Origin of the sequence: Bacillus sp. CCB-MMP212, from assembly GCF_022748145.1 — a bacterium.
In the GTDB taxonomy this organism is placed as follows: domain Bacteria; phylum Bacillota; class Bacilli; order Bacillales; family Bacillaceae_G; genus Bacillus_A; species Bacillus_A cereus.
In genome coordinates, this window is sequence record NZ_JALDQE010000002.1 from 384,369 (window position 1) to 407,471 (window position 23,103).

The window sequence follows — 23,103 nt, forward strand, 5'->3', positions numbered from 1 at the left end:
TCTCAACTCCTGTATATAAAAACTTTATACATATTATAAACGGCATATCCTTTTTCATAAAGGGATATGCCGCTTCTTTTTTATATTAACTGACTTGCTTTTGTTTTTCTTTCTTTTTAGGGCCTGTAAAGAGGCGTTCATTTCCCATTAGTAAAATACAAATAACACTTAGTACAGCCGGGATGAGTGCCCAGAAGAATGTGTTCGCAATAGATGTAGCGAGAGCTTCTTTAATACCCGCTAATATTTCAGCAGGAATTTTTGCGGTAGCGCCTGGTGATAATAAGAAACTTGTGTCTCCGCCTTTTGGAGCTAATTTTGCTAGTTCAGGGGGGAACACAGAGTTTAGTTTATCTGTAAAAATATGATTTTGAATTGTACCGAAAATCGTTACACCAAGAGTCATACCGAGTGATCGGAAGAATGAGTTTGTTGATGTCGCCGAACCGCGGTCTCGCATTTCTAACTTGTGAATAGAAGACATACTTAATACTGAGAATGAGAAGCCAACACCAAGCCCAGCGAGAATCATAAATAGTGTTACGAGTAAACGAGGTGTGTCCATTGTTAAAGTACTTAATGAATAAATACCAAGAACGAAGAAGACACCAGATACCATCATAATGTTACGATAGCTTGTTCGAGAAGCTAATTGTCCTCCTGTTTGACTTCCAATTACAGAACCAACCATCATTGGTGTTAAAATTAATCCAGCATTAGAGGCCGAACCTCCAAGAACGCCTTGAATGAAGATTGGAATATAAACTGTACAGATAATAAAAGCAGCACCATAGAAAAAGGCAACTCCTTGACTAGCTGCGAATAAAGGTTTTTTAAATAGATGGAACGAAATAATAGGCTCGGTTGCTTTTCTTTCTACAAAGAAGAAAATAATAAGCGCAATAACTACTGTTGTAAATAAGCCAATAATTACAGTGGAATTCCAGGCATATTCCTTACCACCAAGTTCTAATGCGAACATTAAGCAAACGATACTTATGACAAGTGTAATAGCACCAGCCCAATCAATTTTTTGTTTTCTAAATTCTAGAGACTCACTGTAGTATTTAGTAATGAAGAAAAAGGAGATAAGTCCTAATGGAATATTGATATAGAAGACCCAATGCCAACTTATATAGTCTGTAATATAAGCACCTAATAAAGGACCGAATACACTAGATGTCCCGAAAACAGCACCGAATAGCCCTGTCATCTTCCCGCGTTTTTCTGGTGGGAAGATATCATACATAATTGTAAAGGCGATAGGCATAAGGGCACCACCACCGATACCTTGAATAGCTCTATAAATACTTAATTGCTCAATACTTGAAGCTGTTCCGCAAAGCGCAGAACCGAATAAGAAAAGAATGAGGCCCCCAATATAAAAACGTTTCCGCCCGTACATATCAGAAAGTTTCCCAAAGATAGGCATCCCTGCCATTGTTGCTACCATATAAGCTGATGTGACCCAAACAAACTTATCAAAGCCTCCTAGGTCTCCAACGATTGTTGCCATTGCGGTTGCAACGATTGTATTATCCATTGCGGCCATTAATATACCAAGTAGCAAACCAGCAACAACAAATTTTGTCTTGTTGGTGTCTTTTTTTAATGGTTGAGTTTCCAAATATAACCCTCCTTTAGAAATAAGTAAACTATATTAAGTTTTGAGTGCAGTGGATAAAAAATTTAAATGTATAGTTAATTTTAATTTCTTTTCCATAAGTGCACTAATATGCCATAAAGAATATTATAGTCAAATTTGACTATAAGGCAAATTTTTTCTTCCGTCAAAATATTCTTTCATATAAGTAGAGAACGAGTGAGCGATACGAATATTGCTATAAAGGAAATGAAGTGAATTGTAAAAAAATTTCATAAAGAACACCTTCTGTTAATAGATGAAAAATGGTTTTTTCTTCATATTGTCGAATAGGATAAAAGGAAGAGAAATATTAAACATTACTTGTAGCAAGCTTTAGTAAGTTGGGGAATTCATTGTGTGTATGGTACATCTGAAATGAGGTGAATATATATTATGAAAATATGGGGACGAATTTCGGATACAGGAAAGTATTCAATACCGCTACAACCAGTATTGTGGATTGAAGGATCGAAAAAGGAAAATGAATTTCCTCAAGTAGCCGTTACATTGCAAATTGGTAGTATGTATACAGAACAATTTTCGTATGAATTGACCTACGATGTAAACGACATACTTATTATGCGAATTGAAGTGGAAAATAAAGGGGTAGAAATGATTTCGAGAGTTGTTGTAAGTCATATGATTCGAGATTACTTTGCTTATATTCCTAATTCTTTAAAAGTTGATAAGGGGATAAGTGAGTTTTTATTCCAGCTTGTAAGGTGGCGAATTGATGATTTGTTACCAAATGAAAAGGTGGAACTACGTTGCAAAATAAAAGCTAATAAAGATAAAGCTCTTAAACAAGCATTCTTTCAGGCTACATATACATTTCAAGATAAAGAGATATCATATGGTCCACTGCAAACAAATGAAGTTGTTGTGCGGCAATGATAAAAAGGAACCTGTACAAAAGGTTCCTTTTTTAGTGAAGGTTGTGTTTTTTGAGTATTTTCTTTTGCTCTATTCCTTTTTTTCCTACATAGTTATTTTTGTAGCCAAAGTATAGAATAAATAAAAATGAAACAACATTTACAATTGCATCGATTTGATCGTTTGTAATAAAGTGTATGCCGAAAGAGGTAAATAATAATTTTAATGATAATAGAAAACCAGCTAGTAAACGCATAGCATCTGATAGATTCTCTTTTTGTAGCATATAGATTACTCCTTTCTATAAAAGTTATATATTATATATATGAAATAGAGTAGGAAAGGTATACAAGCTTAAGCAGAAATGTACATTGCATATGTACATTTTTTATTTTGTAGAAAAACATTATTGATATAGAAACATATATTGGTATAAAAGGGGGAGAAGTATGAAACATAAAGGGAAAATTAGTGGATTATTACTTGGAAATACAGTGGCAGTTACAGAATGGATTGCACTTCAGGATGTAATTGCAAAACTGGATTCACGATCATTTTATACCGTCTTTATTATTTATATACTGCAAATGATACTAAGTTATTATTTTGGACATTGGTACGATAAAAGAGCGAACAAGCGTATGAATGTGGAAGTAGGAGGAATGGCAAGCAACGATTTTGTTGTTGATTTTTTTGGGAAAGTAGCCGCTTTATCTGAAAGAGATTCCCGTAATATTACAGTTTACATTCTTTCTGTAAAAGAATGGGAAGGATTAAAAGACACGTTGCAAGAAAAAAAATTGGGAGTGTTAGTACAAAAATTAGAGAGTACCATTGTAAAGACAATTCGGAAGGGAGATGTTGTTACAAAGTGGGATGAAAATAAGTATGTTATTGTAGCAATTGATAATGGTCATGAAACATCAACAATAACAAACAGATTAATGAAAAATATTGAAAGTGAAATAGAAGGTGATTTACTCAGTGTCACTCTTTTATTTGGAGCAGCTAGCTATCCAGTAGAAGGAAAAACGTTTGAAGAACTGTTGAGAAAGTCGCAAAATCAATTGTATCAGTATAGAAATTTGCAAGAAAATGAGTGAAGCTTCGATTTGAAGATATATGATAGGAAGAAGTTTTATTTGTAACATTTTTTTGACTTTTATTACAAAAAACGTTGCGTTTGTAATAAAAGTCTTTAAAAATATATGAAATAAGCATATAATTATGATGGTAGTGCCAATGCAATTTGCACAATGTGTTTTATTTTAAAAGTGTAGAGGAAAGCAAGCTCTACACTTTTCCTTTTTAGGAAATGAAAAGAATATTTGTAAGTTGTTGCGAGATATCGATTGTACTGTGTAAAATGAACAAAGAGATTATTTGATAGAAAGCTGGAAAGGGAATGATAGACGTGAGAGCGGAACGATCACCTTTTATCAGGTGAACTATTATAGTCTTATTAAGACTGAGGTGAAATTCTGTGGCCATTAAGGTAATACATAGTGTGAACAGGTTTTAAAAAACACGAAGAACTATACTTAAAGATGGATATGGAACTGCTAAATACTTCAAAAAGAATAATGTAATATTAAGTAATAATTCGTACAAACAATATTAATGATCTTCGTAAAAAAGATGCGAGTGTATAGAACAATTACATATTTTATAACTTTTTTATATTACACGATGGTCGTTTATAAATAGGAGGAAGAGATGTTGAAATATAGTAAATTAGCAATTATAACTGCATTATCAATGACTTTATTAGCCGGTTGTTTTGGACCGAAACCAGAAGAAGAATTATATGTAGCGTTTGAAAACGCTGCTAAACAAGAAAAAACAATGTTTGAAGATGCAAAAAAACTTGAGGCTTTAGAGAAAGAAGGACAAGAATTATATAACCAGATTGTGCAAGAAGGAAAAGATAATAATCAAACTGTTAAAGAAAAATTGAATCAAGCAGCAAAGAATACAACTGAACGAGAAAAAGTACTTACAAAAGAAAAAGAGGCTTTAAATAAAGCGCAAGAAGAAGTGAAGTCAGCTGATAAGTATGTGAAGAAAATTGAAGATAATAAGTTGAAAAATCAAGCTGATAAAGTGAAAAGCACCTATGAGAAACGACACGATTCATTTAATAAAATGTATGACAGCTATAATAAATCTTTAAAACAAGAAAAAGAGTTATACACAATGTTACAAGATAAAGGTACTAAATTAAAAGATATTAGTGAAAAAGTAAAAGTAGTAAATCAATCTTATAAGGATATTGAGTCAGAAAAAGATAAATTTAATGAATTCACAAAGTCTTATAATACAGAAAAAGTAGCTTTTTATAAACAAGCAAATATTAAAATTAAAGAAGAGAAAAAATAAAACAGTTTGGCCTACACTTGGCCAAACTGTTTTATTTTTTTGTATAAGTACGACTATACCATGGAACAGGTTCACTTAATTTTTTTTCTTGTTTCAATGCTTCAGGACCAATATAATCTTGAAGTGTTTTTTTTGCTACTGTTAAAGATAAGGTTGTTTTCGGATTTCGATAGGAGGATTCAAGATGACCAAGATGCGGTAGAATTCGAAAATCTTCTTTCGTAGGAGGGATGTGGAAAAAATAATCGCCTAAACGTATAAGGACATCAGATTGTTGTTGGCTAAAACGTGGGTTTCTAGAAAAATGTAATCCTTCTTTAATTGCTTTTTTTTCAGCAATCAAACGTTCTAAAGCTGTCTTTTTTAACCAGTATAAATATTTAGGATTAGTAGCTGCTTTAGCATGACGATTCACAACGAAAATAGATTGAGCTAGTCGATTAATAGAATGTTGGTTTTGTAATTGAGATTGTGGTTGTGAAGGTTTCATATTGAATCTCCTTTCAATTTTTCATTATTATACCATAAATAAAGAGGTTTTTATTATATGCAAAAAGTGATTGTATATATTTTCAATATTAAAGCAATATTGTTACAAAAAACAACTATTTTGTATAATAGTAATAGAATATGCTTTTGAAATTTGATAATGAAAGAGTGAGAAGTTTGAAAGAAATATTAAAACAACAGTATGCCATTATAGATATTGGATCTAATACAATGCGTTTAGTTATTTATGAAAAGCAAAATGGAGGTTTTTATAAAGAGATTGAAAATACGAAAGTGGTTGCTAGGTTAAGAAATTACTTAATTGATGGTGTGTTGAATGAAGAGGGAATAGAAGTATTATTACAGACATTATTTCAATTTCAAGAAAGTACAAGGTTCCATCAGTTGCATCATGTACTTTGTGTTGCAACAGCAACAATTAGACAGTCTGAGAATCAAGAGGAAATTAAAAAGCTTATTGAAGGACAAACGGACTTTACTCTTAGAGTATTATCAGAGTATGAGGAAGCGCGTTACGGATACTTGGCGGTTATGAATTCTACATCGTTTTCAGAAGGAATAACGGTAGATATTGGTGGGGGAAGTACGGAAGTTACATACTTTAGAAATAGAGAGATTTTAGAGTACCATAGTTTTCCTTTTGGGGCACTTTCTTTAAAGCAACAATTTATTAAAGGTGATATTCCTACTAAAGATGAGTTAGAAGGAATGCAACGGTATTTAGAGTTTCAATTTCGAACGTTACCATGGTTAAGCAATAAGAAATTGCCTCTTATTGCAATTGGTGGTAGTGCGAGGAACTTAGTAAAAATCCATCAAAATTTAATATGTTATCCTATAGCAGGATTACATTTATACAAGATGAAAGAAGAAGATATTGAAAATGTAAAAGATGAATTAGAAAAATTGTCGTTCATAGAACTTCAGAAATTGGAAGGATTGGCAAAAGATCGAGCGGATACGATTATTCCAGCGGTTGAAGTATTTCATACACTTGTTCATGTTATAGAGGCACCGGCATTTGTATTAAGTAGAAAAGGGTTAAGAGAAGGTGTTTTCTATGAAGAGTTGACAAAAGATTTGGGGATTTCATATTATCCGAACGTAGTTGAAGAAAGTTTGCATTTACTATCACATGAATACGAAATGGATATGGAATTTGTTATTCAACTTATTAAACATGGAAGACTAATTTGCAAACAACTTGAGGAAATAGGGCTTATTTCTATGTCAGTAAAAGACTGGGAAGTGTTCCATCAAGCAGCGAAAGTATTTAATATAGGCAAATATATAGACGAAGAAGCGAGCCGTTTACATACGTTTTATTTATTAGCGAATAAGACAATTGATGGCATGATGCATAAAGATCGAGTAAGGCTAGCACTTATTGCATCGTATAAATCAAAAATGTTATTTAAACAACATTTATCACCATTTGAAGGTTGGTTTGATAAAAGCGAACAAAAAAAAATCCGCCTGTTAGGAGCTGTTTTACAATTTTCAGCTACTTTAAATGTAAGGCAACGATCGCTTGTTGATACCATATCTATAACAGAAAACGAAGAAGGGTTAACGTTTAAAGTTTTATGCGAACAATCAGCATTAGCGGAAAAAGTGCAAGCTGAAAAACAAAAAAAACAGTTAGAAAGAGTATTAAAAACGAATATTAACTTGTTATTTGAACTAAAACATTAGGTTGTACGGATGTCTTTACAAAAAATTTACACTTTATAATATTGTAATTTGCTAAAATAAAAGTAACTAAATTATAGTAAAAAAGTTTCAAGGGGAAGTGTGAAGAGAATGGAATTATTGAAGGGGAATGCAGTAAATTTAAATGATACAGCTTATTACAATAATCGAGAGTTAAGTTGGTTAGCATTTAATGAACGTGTCTTACAAGAAGCGCAAGATGCAAATAATCCACTTTTGGAAAGATTGAAATTTATTAGTATTTTTAGTTCGAATTTAGATGAATTTTTTATGGTGCGTGTAGCGGGATTAAAGGATCAAGTGAGTGCTGGATTTAATCAACCAGAAAATAAAGCTGGCTTAACACCAAAAAAGCAATTAAATAAAATTGCGATAAAAGCCCATGCACTAATGACAGTACAATATGATACATTTAAAAATTATGTATTACCAGCGCTTGAGTTAGAGGGAATTGAACGTTTAACATTCAATGATTTGACGAAAGAGCAGCGAGAATTTATAGAAGAGTATTTTGATGAGCAAATTTTTCCGGTGTTAACTCCTGTAGCTATTGATGCATATCGCCCATTTCCAATGTTATTAAACAAAAGTTTGAATTTGGCTACTCTTTTATATGATGAGAAGCAAGCGGAAGAAGAAAACAGGACGAAATTAGGAATTGTGCAAGTTCCTTCATTACTTGAGCGCTTCATAATTTTACCGAGCGAAGGGCAAAAGCATAAATTTATTTTATTAGAAGACGTAATTAGTAGCTTTACTCATAAATTATTTACGGGATATACAGTATCATCTGTTACTCGTTTCCGTATTACACGCAATGCAGATTTAACGATTCATGAAGAAGGTGCGAGAGATTTATTAAAGGTAATTGAAAAAGAATTAAAAAAGCGTAAGTGGGGGGCTGCTGTTCGTTTAGAGGTTGGGAAAGAACACATTGATGAAAGAGTATTAGCGTTATTATATGAGGTTCTAGAAGTAAAAGATGAAGATGTATATATAATGGATGGTCCATTAGATTTAACATGTTTGTTTTCTTTATATAAAAAACTAGCTCCTTTATATGAACATCTTGTATATCCAGCTCTTATTCCGCAACCGCCTCAAGATTTAGGTGATGAAGAAGATGTATTTGAAAAAGCAATTGAGCATGATATTTTATTACATCATCCTTTTGAATCCTTTCAGCCGGTAGTTGATTTTGTTCGTGATGCGGCAGACGATCCGAATGTACTTGCGATTAAACAAACGTTATATCGTGTAAGTGGTGATTCACCGATTATTCAGGCGTTAAAGATAGCGGCTGAAAAGGGAAAACAAGTGACGGTATTGGTTGAATTAAAGGCAAGGTTTGATGAAGAAAACAATGTTCATTGGGCTAAAGAATTAGAACAGGCAGGCTGTCATGTTATTTACGGTGTAAGTCACTTGAAAACACATAGTAAAATTACGTTAGTTGTAAGAAGAAAAAACGGAAAAATTGAAAGGTTCGTACATCTTGGAACTGGAAACTATAATGATGCAACAGCGAAGTTATATACTGATTTTGGATATATTACATCAAGAAAAGACTTTGGGGTTGATGCAACCAATTTCTTTAATTATTTAAGTGGTTATACAACAAAGCCACATTTTCATCATTTATCGGTTGCTCCATTTGATATAAGAGAACAATTTATGGATTTAATAGATGAAGAAATCCGTTATCATAGGCAATACGGAAATGGATATATTATCGCTAAGATGAATTCATTAACAGATAAACCATTAATTAAAAAAATGTACGAAGCATCACAAGCTGGAGTAAAGGTAGAGCTCATTGTTCGAGGAACATGTTGCCTACGACCTGGTATTCCAAATGTAAGTGAAAATATTCGTGTAGTTAGTGTTGTTGGAAGATATTTAGAACATAGCCGTATTTATTATTTCCATCATAATGGGGAGGAGAAAATATATTTATCTTCAGCTGATTGGATGACGCGAAATATGGAGAAGCGAGTGGAAATATCTTTCCCGATATTAGATATTGAAATGAAGGCACGAATTAAGGCGATTTTACAGCTTACATTAGCTGATAATGTGAAAACACGTGAACAAAATAAAGATGGTGATTACTATTATGTTATTAATGGTAGTACAGAAGAAATTGATAGCCAAGTGAAGTTGTTTAAGATGGCATATCAAAATACAGACGCTGAATAATGAAAAAAGTAAAAACCTCTTATGTCCATAAGAGGTTTTTACTTTTTTCTACTCATATGCTCCCAAAATGGAAGGATGAGTAGAAACAATAGTTTTATTATAAGCGTGTAATAAGGTGGTTCGTTGAGAGAATAACATTTGAAAGAATTGTTATTTTAACTTAGTAGTAGTATGGTTGTTGACAGGGTCCACCGTAACAAGGATAAGGTGCTGGCGGCGGGAAAGGTGGTGGATAAGGTGGATAAAACGGTCGAGGGCCGAAAGCTAATGCTCCGCCGAGCAATCCACCAGCAATTCCAGCTAGAAAGGGAACGCCAAAAAACGGAAAGAAGCGTGAGTCGCCTACTGGACCAATAGGTGCTGAACGGACTGGGATTGGTTGATAATATGGATACATGAACATACCTCCTTTATTGGACTCACTTTCATCATATGGTAAATGAAACATGGATGAGCGCGTACAAGAAAGGATATGCAAGAAAATAGGCGAATTATTACGAATGTTGAAGTATAAAAAGTGTAATTTCAGGTTTTGACATAAAACGGAATGGGACACGTGTTCTTCCGAGGCCTCGATTGACATAGAGAGTTAAATCCTGAATTGTATAGAAGCCTTCAATATAGTCTTGGGCGAGTGCTGGTGTAATAATAGGTCCTAAAAAAGGAATTTGTACTTGTCCGCCGTGACTATGACCAGAAAGTTGCAAGTTGATTGGATATTTAGAAACTTTGGGCGCGATATCTGGTTCGTGAACAAGAACAATGTTATAAGTACTTTGCCGTGCATGCTCTAATGTTTTCTCTATTTTTGGTCTGCCTAGTAGTATATCATCGAGACCGAAAATAGAAATTTCACTATTATCCATTAAACGAATTCTTTTTTCACTATTTAGCAATAGTTCAAATCCAGATTCACGCATGATGTGCTCATAGTATTCAGTTCCATATCCACCGTGATCATGGTTACCATAAATAGCGAATTTACCGAAGGGGGCTTGTATATTTTTTAAAATGGATGCAACGAAAGGAGTGTCAGTATACGTTTGATAATTATCAATGAGATCTCCGGTAAAAAGGACAATATCTGGATTTACAGCATTAATTTTAGAAACAACTTTAGATAAATGTTGAAGCGAGAAATAGTATCCGAGATGTAAATCGCTGAATTGAAGAATTTTTATACCATGAAAACTTTTTGGGATGAGTTGTGATTTTAATGTGTGCTGTGTAAAAGAAATGAAATGGGGCTCTATATATTTAGCATAGTAGTATCCGATGCTACTGGTTATAAATGAATAGAGACAAGTACGCATACCAATTTTTAAAAAATTTCTTCTTGTAATGTGCTTCATAAAAATATGAGTATACCTCAATGTTTTTATTCCATTTATAGGCTACTCAAATCTCCTTTCAGTTTATTTAAAATATACTTTACATAATAAAAAAGTAGTATAGATTACGAAAAAAAATGAATAAAAAGAAAGTTCTTTACGTTAAAATATCAGAAAAGTTTAAAAATATAAAGATTTCTATTAAATAAAGTGATAAAATGAATGTGTATTCATTTTTTGGAGGGGATGTATGTGAAAGAAAAGGTAGTTATTATAACAGGTGGATCGAGTGGAATGGGAAAAGGAATGGCGACTCGTTTTGCAAAAGAAGGGGCACGAGTTGTTATTACCGGACGTACAAAGGAAAAACTAGAGGAAACAAAGTTGGAAATTGAACAATTTCCAGGGCAAGTATTACCTGTACAAATGGATGTAAGAAATACGGATGACATTCAGAAAATGATTGAACAGATTGATGAGAAGTTTGGTAGAATTGATGTTTTAATAAATAATGCAGCTGGAAACTTTATTTGTCCAGCAGAAGATTTATCTGTGAATGGCTGGAATTCAGTCATTAATATTGTGTTAAACGGTACGTTTTACTGTAGTCATGCTGTCGGAAAATATTGGATTGAAAAAGGTATAAAAGGGAATATCATTAACATGGTAGCAACGTATGCATGGGATGCAGGTCCAGGAGTGATTCATTCGGCTGCAGCGAAGGCAGGGGTATTAGCGATGACGAAGACGCTCGCTGTTGAGTGGGGGCGTAAATATGGAATACGAGTTAACGCTATCGCGCCAGGACCAATTGAACGTACGGGCGGTGCTGATAAATTATGGATTTCAGAAGAAATGGCTAAGCGTACGATACAAAGTGTTCCGCTTGGAAGGCTGGGTACGCCAGAAGAAATCGCTGGTCTAGCTTATTATTTATGCTCAGATGAAGCGGCGTACATAAATGGAACTTGCATGACAATGGATGGAGGACAACATTTACATCAATATCCATTTTAAAAGGGATAAAAAATGAATGTTTGATTCATTTTTTATGGTTAAATGTGACGGAATTGTGACATATGAAAGAAAAGTGTTTACAAGAGGTCATATATACGTTATATTTAAGACCTCTTTTTTCTTCATAGTAGAATTGCTAATTCCCCTTAGCATTTTACCCCTCTAATCCCTTCAGGAAAACTGAAGGGATTTTTTATTATTTTTCCGTAAATATCATGTTATAATTTTTGAAAAGTAAAGGGAGGGAAGCACGTTGATAGATGCATTAGATGTAATGAGTAACTTGGATAAAGTCCTTCCTTATTATCAAGCTATTTTTAGTGCTGATGAGCATACTGTAATTGGATATGAAGTAGTAGGACGTATTCAAACAGAAGAGGGCATACAAAGTTTAGCTTCTTTCTTTCACGATGATTCGATTCCAAGTGAATTTCAACTGGAAGCGGATAATATTATAGTAGAAAAAGCTTTAAATCGTTATTTAGAAAGCGATCAAAAATTATTATTATTTATACATCGGAATGCTAATGTATTAATGAATGATGATGAAGAAAGCTTGCTTCAACTTTTATTGAGGTATGAAGAACAAGGTTTAAATTTAAAACAAATTGTTTTAGAGATTACAGAGCATGAATGTAAAGAAGATATAGAGCAATTTAATCATTTGCTTATGTATTATCGTACATATGGTATTCAAATTTCGATTAATAAGGTCGGAACGGGCACAAGTAATTTAGAGCGTATTAGCGTGTTAGCACCTGATATTTTAAAAGTAGATTTAACGAACTTAAGGCAAACAGCACTTTTACAATCTTATCAAGATATTTTATATTCTTTATCATTACTTGCTAGAAGAATTGGTGCAACTTTGTTATATGAAGAAATAGATGCTTTTTATCAACTGCAATATGCTTGGAAGAACGGCGGAAGATATTATCAAGGTAATTATTTGAAAGAATGTTTACCTGATTTTATTGAAACGAATGTTTTGAAAGAGCGACTTGGTAATGAATGTCATCAGTTTATTCAACATGAAAAGAAGAAGTTACAAAAAATTTATAATTTAACAGAGATGTTACGCGATCGCATTGGCGATGTTTTATCAAAACAAAAAAAGAATGAAGATATCAATGATTGGTTATTACAATTTAGTCAAAGTGTATCACAGTATAGTTTTCGCATATTTATTTGTAATGAAGATGGTTTCCAACAATCAGGAAATGTTATGAAAAAAGATGGAGAATGGATTGTGATGCCGGATTATTATATGAAGAACTGGAGTTGGCGCCCGTATTTTCTCGAGAATATCATGAAAATGCGTTTTGAGAATAAGGCAAGGCTTTCAGATTTATATGCAGATATCGAAACGGGCGAAATGGTACGAACATTTTCTTTCCCAATAGATGATGACAACTTTTTATTTATAGATTTATCATATGAATATTTATATGAAGAAGATGTTTTATTTTAATGCACGAAGAGATTCGTGCATTTTTTGTTTGTTTTTATCATAAATTGGTAATAGTGAAAATGGTGATGAAAATGCTGTCTATCGTTGTAAAGATTTTACGAACGAAATCTGTCCTTTCTTTGCATAATCATTGTTACAATGAATACTACAAAGACAAGTTCTTTTAAAAGGAAGGTGAAAAAATGAGGAAATATGGAATATGGCTTGTTCTATTTGTATGTGTTGCCTTTCTAGTTGGTTATAGTGTTACGACTGTTTTAGGGAAAGAGGAAGTGGAAGTGGATCGGAAAGAAGTATTTACAACGATACAAAAAGGCTATGAAACCCAGTTTTCAATTCGTGGGAAGCATTTGCCGATGAATAAGATGATAGAGACGTTATCACCGTATTTTACAGATAATTTCCTTCAAGTATTTACAGATGAAAATAGCAGAAGTGATAAACAAAGTGGTGAATATTTACTTCCGGCAAAAGAAGCGCCGTTTTCTTTTAATTCAGAAACGAAAATGTCGTATGATCAAGAGCATAAAAATTTATATGTATATGAGCGGACAAAAAGTGGACAATATCAAATTGTAACATTGAAAAGGGATCAAGATAAATGGAAGTTAGCAGGATATCATGAAAGTCAGGAACTTTTAACTGAAATAAAAAGGTTGCAACAATTATAAAGTGAAACTTTTAATTAGTGGGAGTTTTACTACCTACAAACAGCGGGATAAGAATAGGAATAGGTATTTACCTATTCCTATTCTATATTGAGTAGTTGTTGTAACTTTTCAATTTGAAAACCTGCAACTACTTCGCCATCAATTACGACTGTTGGAGTTGAATAGGAATCATAGTCGTTTAAAAGACGGTTGCGAGCAGCAGCGTCTTTTTTTACGTCAAATTCTTCATATGCAACGTTATTATGCTTCAAAAATTCTTTCACAATAACACATGGCGGACAATCAGGTTGTGTATAAACCTCAATTTTTTTCATTGTAATCCCTCCCTTTTTCTGTTTTTTATTATATTCTTCCAGTATAAAAACCGCAATAAAGAAGGGGAAATATGTTCTTTCTGTTTTTTCCTTCGCATTTCGACAAATTTTAGTTGAGTTTCTGGCTAATAACCTTTATCCTAGAGTGTGGAACATTTTTTCTGTTATGACGGATAGAATGAGTATAGCTGTAAAACCTATTGGTAGGAAGATCAGAGAAAGGAGAGATTTCATGTCTCTACTCCAAGGAATTTTAACTCGACTTGTTAGTCTACAAGAACAAGCTGAAAGCGGTGAAGTAGCACAACGCTATTTTGAAGTGAACGGTGAGCGCAAATGTAGCGTGAAATTTTTCGATAAAAGTGAAATGTATGAGTTAGAAGTGTATCAACAAGGTGAAAAACCTCAAGTGTACCAATTCGATAATATCGACATGGTTGCAATTGAGATTTACGATATCATTTCTTGATACATATAAAAAAGGTACTGCCATATGGCAGTACCTTTTTTAGTTCTATTACTTTCCAGCGTAATGTATAGAAGTTTTTTATTTTTCCTACAATGGTATTAAAATGAAAATTTAATCCGTGCAAGTTTGCTTATCCATGTGGATAAGTAGTCCCGTCAACCGGGTGAATATGTGAAGCTAAACTTCTCACAATTGCTGGGTTCTGCAAATAGCGGGAGAAATATAACTAGGAGGTTATCGTATGGAACGTTTACCAGTTGTGATTTGTCCTAATTGTCAAAGTTCTGCTGAGATTATTCATGTATTAACGGCTCAATCTAATCAAAATGTAATTTATACGTGTCAAGTTTGTCACTTTGTAATTCGAAATATTGAAACGAATAAAGGATAGGAAGTTATAATTTTAGTTTTTGTCCCATACAATGAGAATACGAAAAGTCTGTCTAATTGAAAGGACGTGACTCTGTGGACGGTGCACATAAATTTTACAATGTTTCAGAGAGACATTTAAATTTTGATATGGTCTTTAACCGTATTTGTAGTTTCATTGAAAAGGATCCGCGAAATTTGTATCGATTATCCATTGGGACAGACTCGCAAGCGCATCAAAAGGATACGAGGTTTATTACAGCAATCCATATTCATCGTGTTGGAAAAGGTGCCTGGGGTTGTTTACACCATAGATCAGTAAAAGATAAGCCAGCGACCTTACGTGAGAAAATATATTTAGAAACGCAGTTTAGTCAAGAAATCGCATGTCTATTTACGCCTACTCATATACAAACAATATGGGAGTTATTGCATCCTTATGCTCAAGATGGGGCTGGATTCATAATGGAAATTCATTTAGACATTGGGAATGATGGTTTAACAAGAGAATTTATTTTAGATATGACAGAAAAAATTCGAGCGATGGGATTAACTGCAAAAATTAAGCCGGATGCTTATGCGGCGTTTAGTTATGCAAATCGATATACGAAATGATTTTTTGTATGTTTATAATTGCTACATATCTTTCGGCAAAAACTGAATATTACATCTATTAAATAGGTTAAATTTTTTATATAATAAGAGTGAGTAACGATGCGAGTGTAAGGAGAGGGGTATATGCAAAGGGAAGTTGTTTTAACGAAGGAAGAAGAAAGTTTACTACTAGATATTTTATTTCAGCAAAATTATGCAAGTGAAATTTTAGCTGTGGAACTTACGGACATTGAGAATGGTTTGAAACAGACAGATGTGATGCAATATAAAAAAATCACAAGGTTATTTTACAGATTAAAAAATAAAGGGTATTAAGCGCTACCGGAATGGTAGTCTTTTTTTTGTGCTGTATGCTAAAATAGCTGTGTGATTGTATTTTTATTGAAATAAATTTAGGACAAAATAATAATATGAAAACGCTGTCATAAAATGTGAATAGAGTTATGAACATAAGCAGGAAAAAGGGAAAATGGGGGATGTAATATGATTAGTATTCCGAAAGACGAATTTCAACAAATTCTTGTGAAGGATTTAATGATTTCATCGGAAAAAGTAGCTCATGTCCAAATTGGAAATGGTTTAGAACATGCTTTACTCGTTCTTGTGAAATCTGGATATTCGGCGATACCTGTCTTAGATCCAATGTATAAATTACATGGTTTGATTAGTACGGCCATGATATTAGATGGTATGTTAGGATTAGAGCGTATTGAGTTTGAAAGACTTGATGATATGAAAGTAGAGCAGGTGATGAAGGAAGATATACCTTTTCTTAAATTAGAAGATTCATTTGCAAAAGCTTTAGAAATGACAATTGATCATCCTTTTATTTGCGCTGTTAATGAAGAAGGCTATTTTGAGGGGATTTTAACACGTCGGGCTATTTTAAAATTGTTGAATAAGAAAGTAAGGCAACATAATCGATAACGTGAGAAAAGTGACTTCATAGAAACGAAGAAGTCACTTTTTTTTCGTGCATATCACTTGTGTATGTATTATATTAAAAAAGACATAAAACATAAGGGAAGTTTGCGCTGAAAAATTGTATTTTCTGAATGAAAGCTTAATGGAATAAGGTGTATGGAAGCTAAGGAAAGAGGGAGAAAGTTGCAAATTGATGATTTTCAAATGATGGTTGTGTTAGCTCAGGAATCAAATATGAGAAAAGCGGCGGAACGTTTATTTGTTTCACAACCTGCGCTGAGTCAACGATTACAATCTATGGAGAAACAATGGGGAATGAAGTTTTTTATTCGCTCACAAAAAGGATTGACAATTACACCTGAAGGGGAAAAAGTTGCAAATTATGCCAAAGAAATGTTGCAAAAGGAAGAGGATATAAAAAGTGAGCTAGCTGTTTTTAGAACGGAAACTCATGGAACTTTAAAAATAGCTGTTGCATCAGTTATTGGTCAATATTGGCTCCCTCCTGTTTTGAAAAAGTTTGTGCATAAATATCCTTCTGTAAAGATATCGCTGTTTACTGGATGGAGTAGTGAAGTGCAAAAGCAGTTTTATGAAGGAGACGTTCATGTTGCTATACTGAGGGGAACACAAGAATATAAAGGTCAAAAGCAACAATTATTTGAAGATGAACTGTATTTAGTTGATAAAGAAATAAAAGATATTTCGATGCTAAAAGAAACAAATAGACCGTTCATTCAATTTAAAAGTGACTCAACTTATTATGGACAAATACAAAATTGGTGGTATGGTTTATTTTCTAATCCGCCTAAGCGAACGATTGTAGTTGACCAAATTGAAACATGCAAACAACTTGTTTTAAATGGTATAGGTTACGCCCTTTTACCTTCTACTGTTTTAAAGGAAGTACAGGAAAATATGTATAAAACACCTGTTCAACTGACGAGAGAAACATGGTTGTTAACAAGTGACTCGGCAAGGCAGTTGAAGCAAGTACAAGCATTTTTAGAAATTATAGAAGAAATTCAAAGGGAAAAATAAGATTATTATCTTGCTACTCGCTCTTTCGTTTGGTAGAGTAACATTATAAATGGATTTAGGAGGCAACAAGAATGAAAATGATGGACGCTAACGAAATTATTTCGTTTATTCAAAAAAGTGAAAAGAAAACTCCTGTAAAGGTATACATAAAAGGGGATTTAAAAGAAGTAACATTCCCTGAAACAGTACAAGCATTTGTGAATAAAAAATCAGGTGTATTATTCGGAGAATGGTCTGAAATTAAGACAATTCTTGATGAAAATAATAAGCACATCGTTGACTACGTTGTAGAAAACGATCGTCGTAATTCTGCAATTCCAATGCTTGATTTAAAAGGTATTAAAGCTCGCATCGAGCCAGGTGCTATTATTCGTGACCATGTTGAAATTGGTGACAACGCTGTAATTATGATGAATGCAACAATTAACATTGGTGCTGTAATTGGCGAAGGTTCTATGATCGACATGAACGCAGTACTTGGTGGACGTGCAACAGTCGGTAAAAACTGTCACGTAGGTGCAGGTGCTGTACTTGCAGGTGTTATTGAGCCACCTTCTGCAAAACCAGTTATCGTTGAAGATGATGTAGTAATCGGTGCAAACGTAGTTGTTTTAGAGGGTGTTACAGTAGGTAAAGGTGCAGTTGTAGCAGCAGGAGCTGTTGTAACAGAAGATGTGCCTCCATACACAGTTGTTGCAGGTACTCCAGCACGTGTAATTAAAGAAATTGATGAGAAGACAAAAGCAAAAACAGAAATTAAACAAGAGCTTCGTCAATTAAACCCAGAGAAATAAAAAGTAAAAAAAGCGTAAGAGCGTAAATGGGCTCTTACGCTTTTTATAGATAGAGGTGCAAAAATGACAGTAAGCAAATTTGTCCAAATTCGTAGAGATCTACATAGAATTCCAGAAATCGGATTTAAGGAATGGAAAACACAACAGTATATTTTAGATTATATAGGAACACTTTCTCATGAATTTGTGGAAGTGAAGACATGGAAAACGGGTGTAATCGTTAAAGTAAATGGAAAAAATCCAGAAAAAATAATAGGTTATCGTGCAGATATAGATGGTCTGCCAATTACAGAGGAAACTGGATATGAGTTTGCTTCTATTCATGAAGGAATGATGCATGCATGTGGCCACGATGTACATACAACAATCGGTTTAGGCCTTCTAACGAAAGCTGTGAGCGAAAGAATAGATGATGACCTTGTATTTCTATTCCAGCCAGCAGAAGAAGGACCAGGCGGTGCTCTTCCTATGTTAGAAAGTGAAGAGTTAAAAGAATGGAAACCAAATATAATTCTTGGTCTTCATATTGCACCAGAATACGCTGTAGGGACAATTGCAACGAAAGAAGGACTGTTATTTGCTAATACTTCAGAATTATATATTGATTTAAAAGGGAAAGGTGGCCATGCTGCCTATCCGCATACTGCAAATGATATGATTGTTGCAGCGAGTCATCTTGTTACACAGCTTCAATCCGTTATTAGTCGCAATGTAAATCCTCTTGATAGTGCAGTAATTACAATCGGGAAAATTACAGGTGGTACGGTTCAAAATATTATTGCAGAAAAATCTCGTTTAGAAGGAACGATTCGAACATTATCAGTGGAATCAATGAAGCGTGTGAAAAGCAGAATTGAGGCAATTGTTGCAGGTATCGAAGCTTCTTTCCAGTGTGAGGCGATTATAGATTACGGAGCAATGTATCATCAAGTATATAACCATGAAGAGTTAACAAGAGAGTTTATGCAATTTGTACATAAACAAACAGATATGAATGTTATTACATGTACTGAGGCAATGACAGGTGAAGATTTTGGTTATATGCTTCGAGAAATCCCTGGATTTATGTTTTGGCTTGGAGTAAATTCAGAATATGGTTTACATCATGCAAAATTAAAACCAGACGAAGAAGTGATTGAAAAGGCAATTACATTTTTAAGCCAATATGTAAAGTGGAAAGGGAATAGAAAATAAAACTTCCGCTTTATTGAAGGTTCCAAAAAACTTTTTGTTATGAGGTGTAAGTAACGCTCGTATAGAGTGATTTTAGACATTTACATACAAATGAAAGAATAAAGTTAATTGGACTGTTTTAATAATGAGCAGGGGGGTTTTTAGCCACTGCTCATTATTAATTATTTGACTAACTTATATATGTTTACTTTTAGTATGAAAAGTGTGTAAAATCAATGTGAAACATAGAAAAAAGGGTGGGGAATTACGTGCAAATTAGCAGTGCGATTTTATGTTTCGTCTTATATGCGTATGTTATTATTGCGGCGGTTTATTTTGGGATAAGTTTTTATGCCTATCGTTTAGTAGATAATAATGAATATGACGAAACATACAAATGGGTGAAGAGATATTTATCACCTGTACTAGAAATTATGAATGGGTTTGTGCTCTTTTTATTTATTGGATTAATTGCTTTCTCAACGAGTTTAGTAGGGAATAAAACTACGTTATTTGTATTGGGTATCATTATTTTTATGTTGTTAGGAATAAGGATTGGTAATACGGTCTTTTGGAATGAAAGAAAAGTAGATGGTTGGACGGGAATGTTAATTCCATGCATGTTAGCTGCAATCGTGACAAATATAGAACATGAATATTATCAATTACATTTTTGGCTTATTATCGTTTTAACAATTCTTTCTGTTTTGTATATAAGCACAGTAGTACTAACATATATTGCACATGAAAAAGGTGATGTTAAAGGCACTCGTTTCTTTAGAGGACGGGCATTATTTTGGAGTGTGCCGACGATGGCAGTTATCGCGCTTATTGCGATATTAGTAAATGGATATCAATTTTCTAGTTGGCAACTATTTTTAGAAAATTGGTGGATCTTTATCTTTTCGTTTATTGCTTTTTTAGGTGCAACGCATTATTTATTCCATCAACATCATTACATATGGGCGTTGTTATTTGCATTCATACAGCTTCTATTTGCCTTTTTTGGTCAAGAAACATTATTATTCGTTTTTGAAACATTTAGTTCGTTTGGAAATATATTTGTATTTGCTATGTTACTTGTTGGTATCGCTTTTTACTTGCAACAATATTTTTATATACAAAAACAAAAATAAGAGCTAATTACAGTTTTTGTGACGCATATAAAGTGTGTTACACTGAAAATAAATAGTACTTGAAGTTATTGGAGGAATTCCTGTGGGTGAGAAAGAAAAAGAATTTGCTGTCATTGGACTTGGTCGCTTTGGTGGAAGTATTTGCCGAGAACTAGCTCAATTAGGTATGGAAGTAATGGCAATCGACTCAGATGAGGATAAAATTAATGAATTTGCAAATATAGCTTCGCATGCTGTAATTGCAGATTCAACAGATGAGATGGTATTAAAAAGCCTTGGTATTCGAAATTTTGATCACGTAGTCGTTGCTATTGGAGATAATTTAAATTCAAGTATTCTAACTACTTTGATTTTGAAAGAATTGGGTGTAAAAAATATTACTGTAAAAGCTCAAAATGATTATCATGAAAAAGTGTTAAGTAAAATAGGTGCAGATCATATTGTGCATCCAGAACGTGATATGGGAAAAAGGATTGCTAATAATATTGCATCAAGCAATGTGTTAGACTACCTTGAGCTTTCAGATGAGCATAGTATTGTAGAGATTATTGCGAATAAAAAAATTGATGGGCACTCTTTAATTGAATTAGATATTCGTGCGAAGTTTGGATTGAATATTGTAGCAATTAAACGAGGTAAAGAAGTTATCGTATCCCCTCGGGCTACGGAGAATATTCAAGCAGGAGATATATTAATTGTCATTGGTCATGACGATGAAGTGGATCGATTTAAACATTTTTTAAGATAAGAGAAAAGAAAAGGACAATGCCTTCATAGCATTGTCCTTTTTCTTATATTTCCATAATGATTGGTAAAATCATTGGACGGCGTTTCGTTTTCTCATATAGGAATGGAGCTAATGTGTCTGTAATTTCATTTTTAATTTCAGACCATTGTGTTGTTTTACGCTCCATTACTTTTTCTAAATGAGTTGTAATTAATGTTTGTGCATCATTGATTAAATCGCTGCTTTCACGCATGTAAACGAAACCGCGTGAGATGATATCAGGTCCTGCTGCAACTTTAAATTCTTTCATATCAATGCTTACAACTACAATTACAAGTCCTTCTTCAGAAAGGATACGACGATCTCGTAATACGATATTGCCAATATCTCCAATACCGTTTCCATCAATGTAGACCGAACCAGATGGGATTTTTCCAGCTACGCTAGCTTCATCCGAACGTAAAGCAAGAACATCGCCATTATCCATAATGAAGCAATTTTCTTCAGGGATACCACAATCATTTGCTATGTTCATGTGCATACGCTGCATACGATATTCACCATGAATTGGCATGAAGTACTTCGGTTTAATTAGACGTAACATTAACTTTTGTTCTTCTTGTCCACCGTGTCCACTTGTATGGATATTTGAAAGTTTCCCGTGAATTACATCAGCGCCAGCGCGGTACAACATGTTAATTGTACGACTTACGCTAATTGTATTTCCTGGAATTGGTGAAGAAGAGAAAACAACTGTATCTCCAGGAATAATTTGAATTTGGCGGTGTGTACCGTTTGCAATACGTGAAAGTGCTGCCATCGGTTCACCTTGACTACCTGTACATAAAATAACAACTTTATTAGCTGGTAAACGGTTTAGTTGAGATGCATCTATGAATGTATCTTTCGGGCAACGAATATAACCAAGGTTTTGTCCGATTTCAATCGCTGCTTCCATACTTCGACCAAACACAGCTACTTTACGGTTGTTTTCAACAGCAGCTTCAATAACTTGTTGTAAGCGGTGAATATTTGATGCAAAGGTTGCGAATATAATCCGTCCGTCTACTTTACGGAAAATGTCTTGAATGCTATCACCAACGCGACGCTCAGACATAGTAAAGTTTGGAACTTCACTGTTCGTACTATCAGATAATAGACATAGCACGCCATCTTTACCGATTTCAGCCATTTTTGTTAAATCAGCTGGTTCACCAACTGGTGTGAAATCAAATTTGAAATCACCTGTATGAACAACTTGACCTTGAGGTGTTTTCACAACAACGCCGTACGAATCTGGAATACTGTGAGTTGTACGGAAGAAGGATACAGACGTTTTTTTGAATTTAATAACGTCATCTTCTTGAATTTCGTAAAGTTTTGCTTTACGAAGTAAGCCGTGTTCTTCTAATTTGTTTTTGATGAGTGCAATTGCTAATTTTCCGCCGTAAATCGGGATGTTCACTTGACGTAATAGGTAAGGGATTCCGCCGATATGATCTTCGTGACCATGTGTAATGAATAACCCTTTAATTTTATCTTCGTTTCGCACAAAATAAGTGTAGTCTGGTATTACATAATCGATTCCGAGAAGTTCGTCCTCTGGAAATTTAATTCCAGCATCAATTATAATAATTTCATCTTGAAATTGAACAGCGTATGTATTTTTACCGATTTCACCAAGCCCACCGAGAGCAAATACAGCAACTTGGTCGTTTTTTAGAAATTTCAT

The 23,103-nt window shown here is 33.7% G+C and carries 25 protein-coding genes; 18 read left to right on the top strand and 7 right to left on the bottom strand.

The features are described 5' to 3' along the window. Nucleotides 1-85: 85 nt before the first annotated feature. On the bottom strand, nucleotides 86-1,627 hold the full coding sequence (locus MRP26_RS06845; protein ID WP_053563725.1) for an MDR family MFS transporter: 1,542 nt from the start codon (nucleotides 1,625-1,627) through the stop codon (nucleotides 86-88). A gap of 411 nt (nucleotides 1,628-2,038) precedes the next feature. On the opposite strand from MRP26_RS06845, the gene MRP26_RS06850 reads away from it, so the two are divergent. Continuing rightward, complete coding sequence (locus MRP26_RS06850; protein WP_242806055.1) at nucleotides 2,039-2,539, top strand: hypothetical protein; 501 nt, start codon at nucleotides 2,039-2,041, stop codon at nucleotides 2,537-2,539. A 31-nt stretch (nucleotides 2,540-2,570) separates the two neighbouring features. Here the strand turns inward: MRP26_RS06850 and MRP26_RS06855 are convergent, their stop codons facing one another. After that, on the bottom strand, nucleotides 2,571-2,804 hold the full coding sequence (locus MRP26_RS06855; protein WP_000939446.1) for an SPP1 phage holin family protein: 234 nt from the start codon (nucleotides 2,802-2,804) through the stop codon (nucleotides 2,571-2,573). Between the two features lie 163 nt (nucleotides 2,805-2,967). Here MRP26_RS06855 and MRP26_RS06860 point away from each other — a divergent pair, with 163 nt between their 5' ends. Together MRP26_RS06860 and MRP26_RS06865 are read left to right on the top strand one after the other, a co-directional pair. Next, on the top strand, nucleotides 2,968-3,621 hold the full coding sequence (locus MRP26_RS06860; protein WP_053563727.1) for a diguanylate cyclase domain-containing protein: 654 nt from the start codon (nucleotides 2,968-2,970) through the stop codon (nucleotides 3,619-3,621). Between the two features lie 613 nt (nucleotides 3,622-4,234). Then, nucleotides 4,235-4,897 carry a YkyA family protein gene (locus MRP26_RS06865; protein ID WP_000922469.1) on the top strand — a complete coding sequence of 221 codons (663 nt, stop codon included), beginning with the start codon at nucleotides 4,235-4,237 and terminating at the stop codon, nucleotides 4,895-4,897. A gap of 31 nt (nucleotides 4,898-4,928) precedes the next feature. Here MRP26_RS06865 and MRP26_RS06870 read toward each other — a convergent pair whose 3' ends face one another. Continuing rightward, nucleotides 4,929-5,387, bottom strand: a complete 459-nt coding sequence (locus MRP26_RS06870; protein ID WP_000804864.1) for a YkyB family protein — start codon at nucleotides 5,385-5,387, stop codon at nucleotides 4,929-4,931. A 140-nt stretch (nucleotides 5,388-5,527) separates the two neighbouring features. Between MRP26_RS06870 and ppx the strand changes: the two genes are divergently transcribed. Together ppx and MRP26_RS06880 are read left to right on the top strand one after the other, a co-directional pair. Next, nucleotides 5,528-7,102: an exopolyphosphatase gene (ppx, locus tag MRP26_RS06875; RefSeq protein WP_140155653.1), complete on the top strand. Its 1,575-nt coding sequence runs from the start codon at nucleotides 5,528-5,530 to the stop codon at nucleotides 7,100-7,102. Between the two features lie 108 nt (nucleotides 7,103-7,210). Continuing rightward, nucleotides 7,211-9,319, top strand: a complete 2,109-nt coding sequence (locus MRP26_RS06880; RefSeq protein ID WP_053563730.1) for a polyphosphate kinase — start codon at nucleotides 7,211-7,213, stop codon at nucleotides 9,317-9,319. A gap of 160 nt (nucleotides 9,320-9,479) precedes the next feature. Here the strand turns inward: MRP26_RS06880 and MRP26_RS06885 are convergent, their stop codons facing one another. Then, the gene (locus MRP26_RS06885; RefSeq protein WP_000283738.1) at nucleotides 9,480-9,716 is read right to left on the bottom strand and encodes a hypothetical protein; all 237 of its coding nucleotides are present in this window, start codon (nucleotides 9,714-9,716) and stop codon (nucleotides 9,480-9,482) included. A gap of 97 nt (nucleotides 9,717-9,813) precedes the next feature. Continuing rightward, the gene (locus MRP26_RS06890; protein WP_053565477.1) at nucleotides 9,814-10,671 is read right to left on the bottom strand and encodes a metallophosphoesterase; all 858 of its coding nucleotides are present in this window, start codon (nucleotides 10,669-10,671) and stop codon (nucleotides 9,814-9,816) included. 231 nt (nucleotides 10,672-10,902) lie between these two features. Here MRP26_RS06890 and fadH point away from each other — a divergent pair, with 231 nt between their 5' ends. From fadH to MRP26_RS06905, 3 genes are all read left to right on the top strand, one after another. After that, the gene (gene fadH, locus MRP26_RS06895) at nucleotides 10,903-11,667 is read left to right on the top strand and encodes a 2,4-dienoyl-CoA reductase (RefSeq protein WP_000660913.1); all 765 of its coding nucleotides are present in this window, start codon (nucleotides 10,903-10,905) and stop codon (nucleotides 11,665-11,667) included. 253 nt (nucleotides 11,668-11,920) lie between these two features. Next, on the top strand, nucleotides 11,921-13,138 hold the full coding sequence (locus MRP26_RS06900; RefSeq protein ID WP_098678449.1) for an EAL domain-containing protein: 1,218 nt from the start codon (nucleotides 11,921-11,923) through the stop codon (nucleotides 13,136-13,138). 182 nt (nucleotides 13,139-13,320) lie between these two features. Next, nucleotides 13,321-13,809, top strand: coding sequence for a DUF3993 domain-containing protein (locus MRP26_RS06905; RefSeq protein ID WP_001233805.1), 489 nt, complete (start codon nucleotides 13,321-13,323; stop codon nucleotides 13,807-13,809). A 77-nt stretch (nucleotides 13,810-13,886) separates the two neighbouring features. Here MRP26_RS06905 and MRP26_RS06910 read toward each other — a convergent pair whose 3' ends face one another. Next, nucleotides 13,887-14,123 (bottom strand): glutaredoxin family protein, encoded by a 237-nt coding sequence (locus MRP26_RS06910; protein ID WP_000717873.1) that lies wholly within the window; start codon nucleotides 14,121-14,123, stop codon nucleotides 13,887-13,889. Between the two features lie 232 nt (nucleotides 14,124-14,355). Here MRP26_RS06910 and MRP26_RS06915 point away from each other — a divergent pair, with 232 nt between their 5' ends. The 10 genes from MRP26_RS06915 to MRP26_RS06960 all read left to right on the top strand — a co-directional run bounded on the left by MRP26_RS06915 (nucleotide 14,356) and on the right by MRP26_RS06960 (nucleotide 21,392). Then, nucleotides 14,356-14,592 (top strand): YkuJ family protein, encoded by a 237-nt coding sequence (locus tag MRP26_RS06915; RefSeq protein WP_000055151.1) that lies wholly within the window; start codon nucleotides 14,356-14,358, stop codon nucleotides 14,590-14,592. A gap of 241 nt (nucleotides 14,593-14,833) precedes the next feature. Further along, nucleotides 14,834-14,983: a hypothetical protein gene (locus MRP26_RS06920; protein ID WP_000440540.1), complete on the top strand. Its 150-nt coding sequence runs from the start codon at nucleotides 14,834-14,836 to the stop codon at nucleotides 14,981-14,983. Nucleotides 14,984-15,057: 74 nt separating this feature from the next. Next, nucleotides 15,058-15,576, top strand: a complete 519-nt coding sequence (locus MRP26_RS06925) for a ribonuclease H-like YkuK family protein (protein ID WP_000348490.1) — start codon at nucleotides 15,058-15,060, stop codon at nucleotides 15,574-15,576. A gap of 123 nt (nucleotides 15,577-15,699) precedes the next feature. Then, the gene (abbA, locus tag MRP26_RS06930; RefSeq protein ID WP_001188692.1) at nucleotides 15,700-15,891 is read left to right on the top strand and encodes an antirepressor AbbA; all 192 of its coding nucleotides are present in this window, start codon (nucleotides 15,700-15,702) and stop codon (nucleotides 15,889-15,891) included. A gap of 168 nt (nucleotides 15,892-16,059) precedes the next feature. Beyond that, on the top strand, nucleotides 16,060-16,503 hold the full coding sequence (gene cbpB, locus MRP26_RS06935) for a cyclic-di-AMP-binding protein CbpB (RefSeq protein ID WP_000623573.1): 444 nt from the start codon (nucleotides 16,060-16,062) through the stop codon (nucleotides 16,501-16,503). Between the two features lie 153 nt (nucleotides 16,504-16,656). After that, entirely contained in the window at nucleotides 16,657-17,541 is an 885-nt protein-coding gene (locus MRP26_RS06940; RefSeq protein WP_002094125.1) for a LysR family transcriptional regulator, read from the top strand. Nucleotides 17,542-17,612: 71 nt separating this feature from the next. Continuing rightward, on the top strand, nucleotides 17,613-18,335 hold the full coding sequence (dapD, locus tag MRP26_RS06945) for a 2,3,4,5-tetrahydropyridine-2,6-dicarboxylate N-acetyltransferase (protein WP_000783241.1): 723 nt from the start codon (nucleotides 17,613-17,615) through the stop codon (nucleotides 18,333-18,335). 63 nt (nucleotides 18,336-18,398) lie between these two features. Next, nucleotides 18,399-19,529, top strand: coding sequence for an N-acetyldiaminopimelate deacetylase (locus MRP26_RS06950; protein ID WP_000218671.1), 1,131 nt, complete (start codon nucleotides 18,399-18,401; stop codon nucleotides 19,527-19,529). A 248-nt stretch (nucleotides 19,530-19,777) separates the two neighbouring features. Further along, a complete protein-coding gene (locus MRP26_RS06955) occupies nucleotides 19,778-20,644 on the top strand; it encodes a hypothetical protein (protein ID WP_001167322.1) in 867 nt (288 codons plus the stop codon). 82 nt (nucleotides 20,645-20,726) lie between these two features. Continuing rightward, complete coding sequence (locus tag MRP26_RS06960; protein ID WP_000504032.1) at nucleotides 20,727-21,392, top strand: potassium channel family protein; 666 nt, start codon at nucleotides 20,727-20,729, stop codon at nucleotides 21,390-21,392. Between the two features lie 43 nt (nucleotides 21,393-21,435). Here the strand turns inward: MRP26_RS06960 and rnjA are convergent, their stop codons facing one another. Next, nucleotides 21,436-23,103: a ribonuclease J1 gene (rnjA, locus tag MRP26_RS06965; protein ID WP_000670375.1), complete on the bottom strand. Its 1,668-nt coding sequence runs from the start codon at nucleotides 23,101-23,103 to the stop codon at nucleotides 21,436-21,438.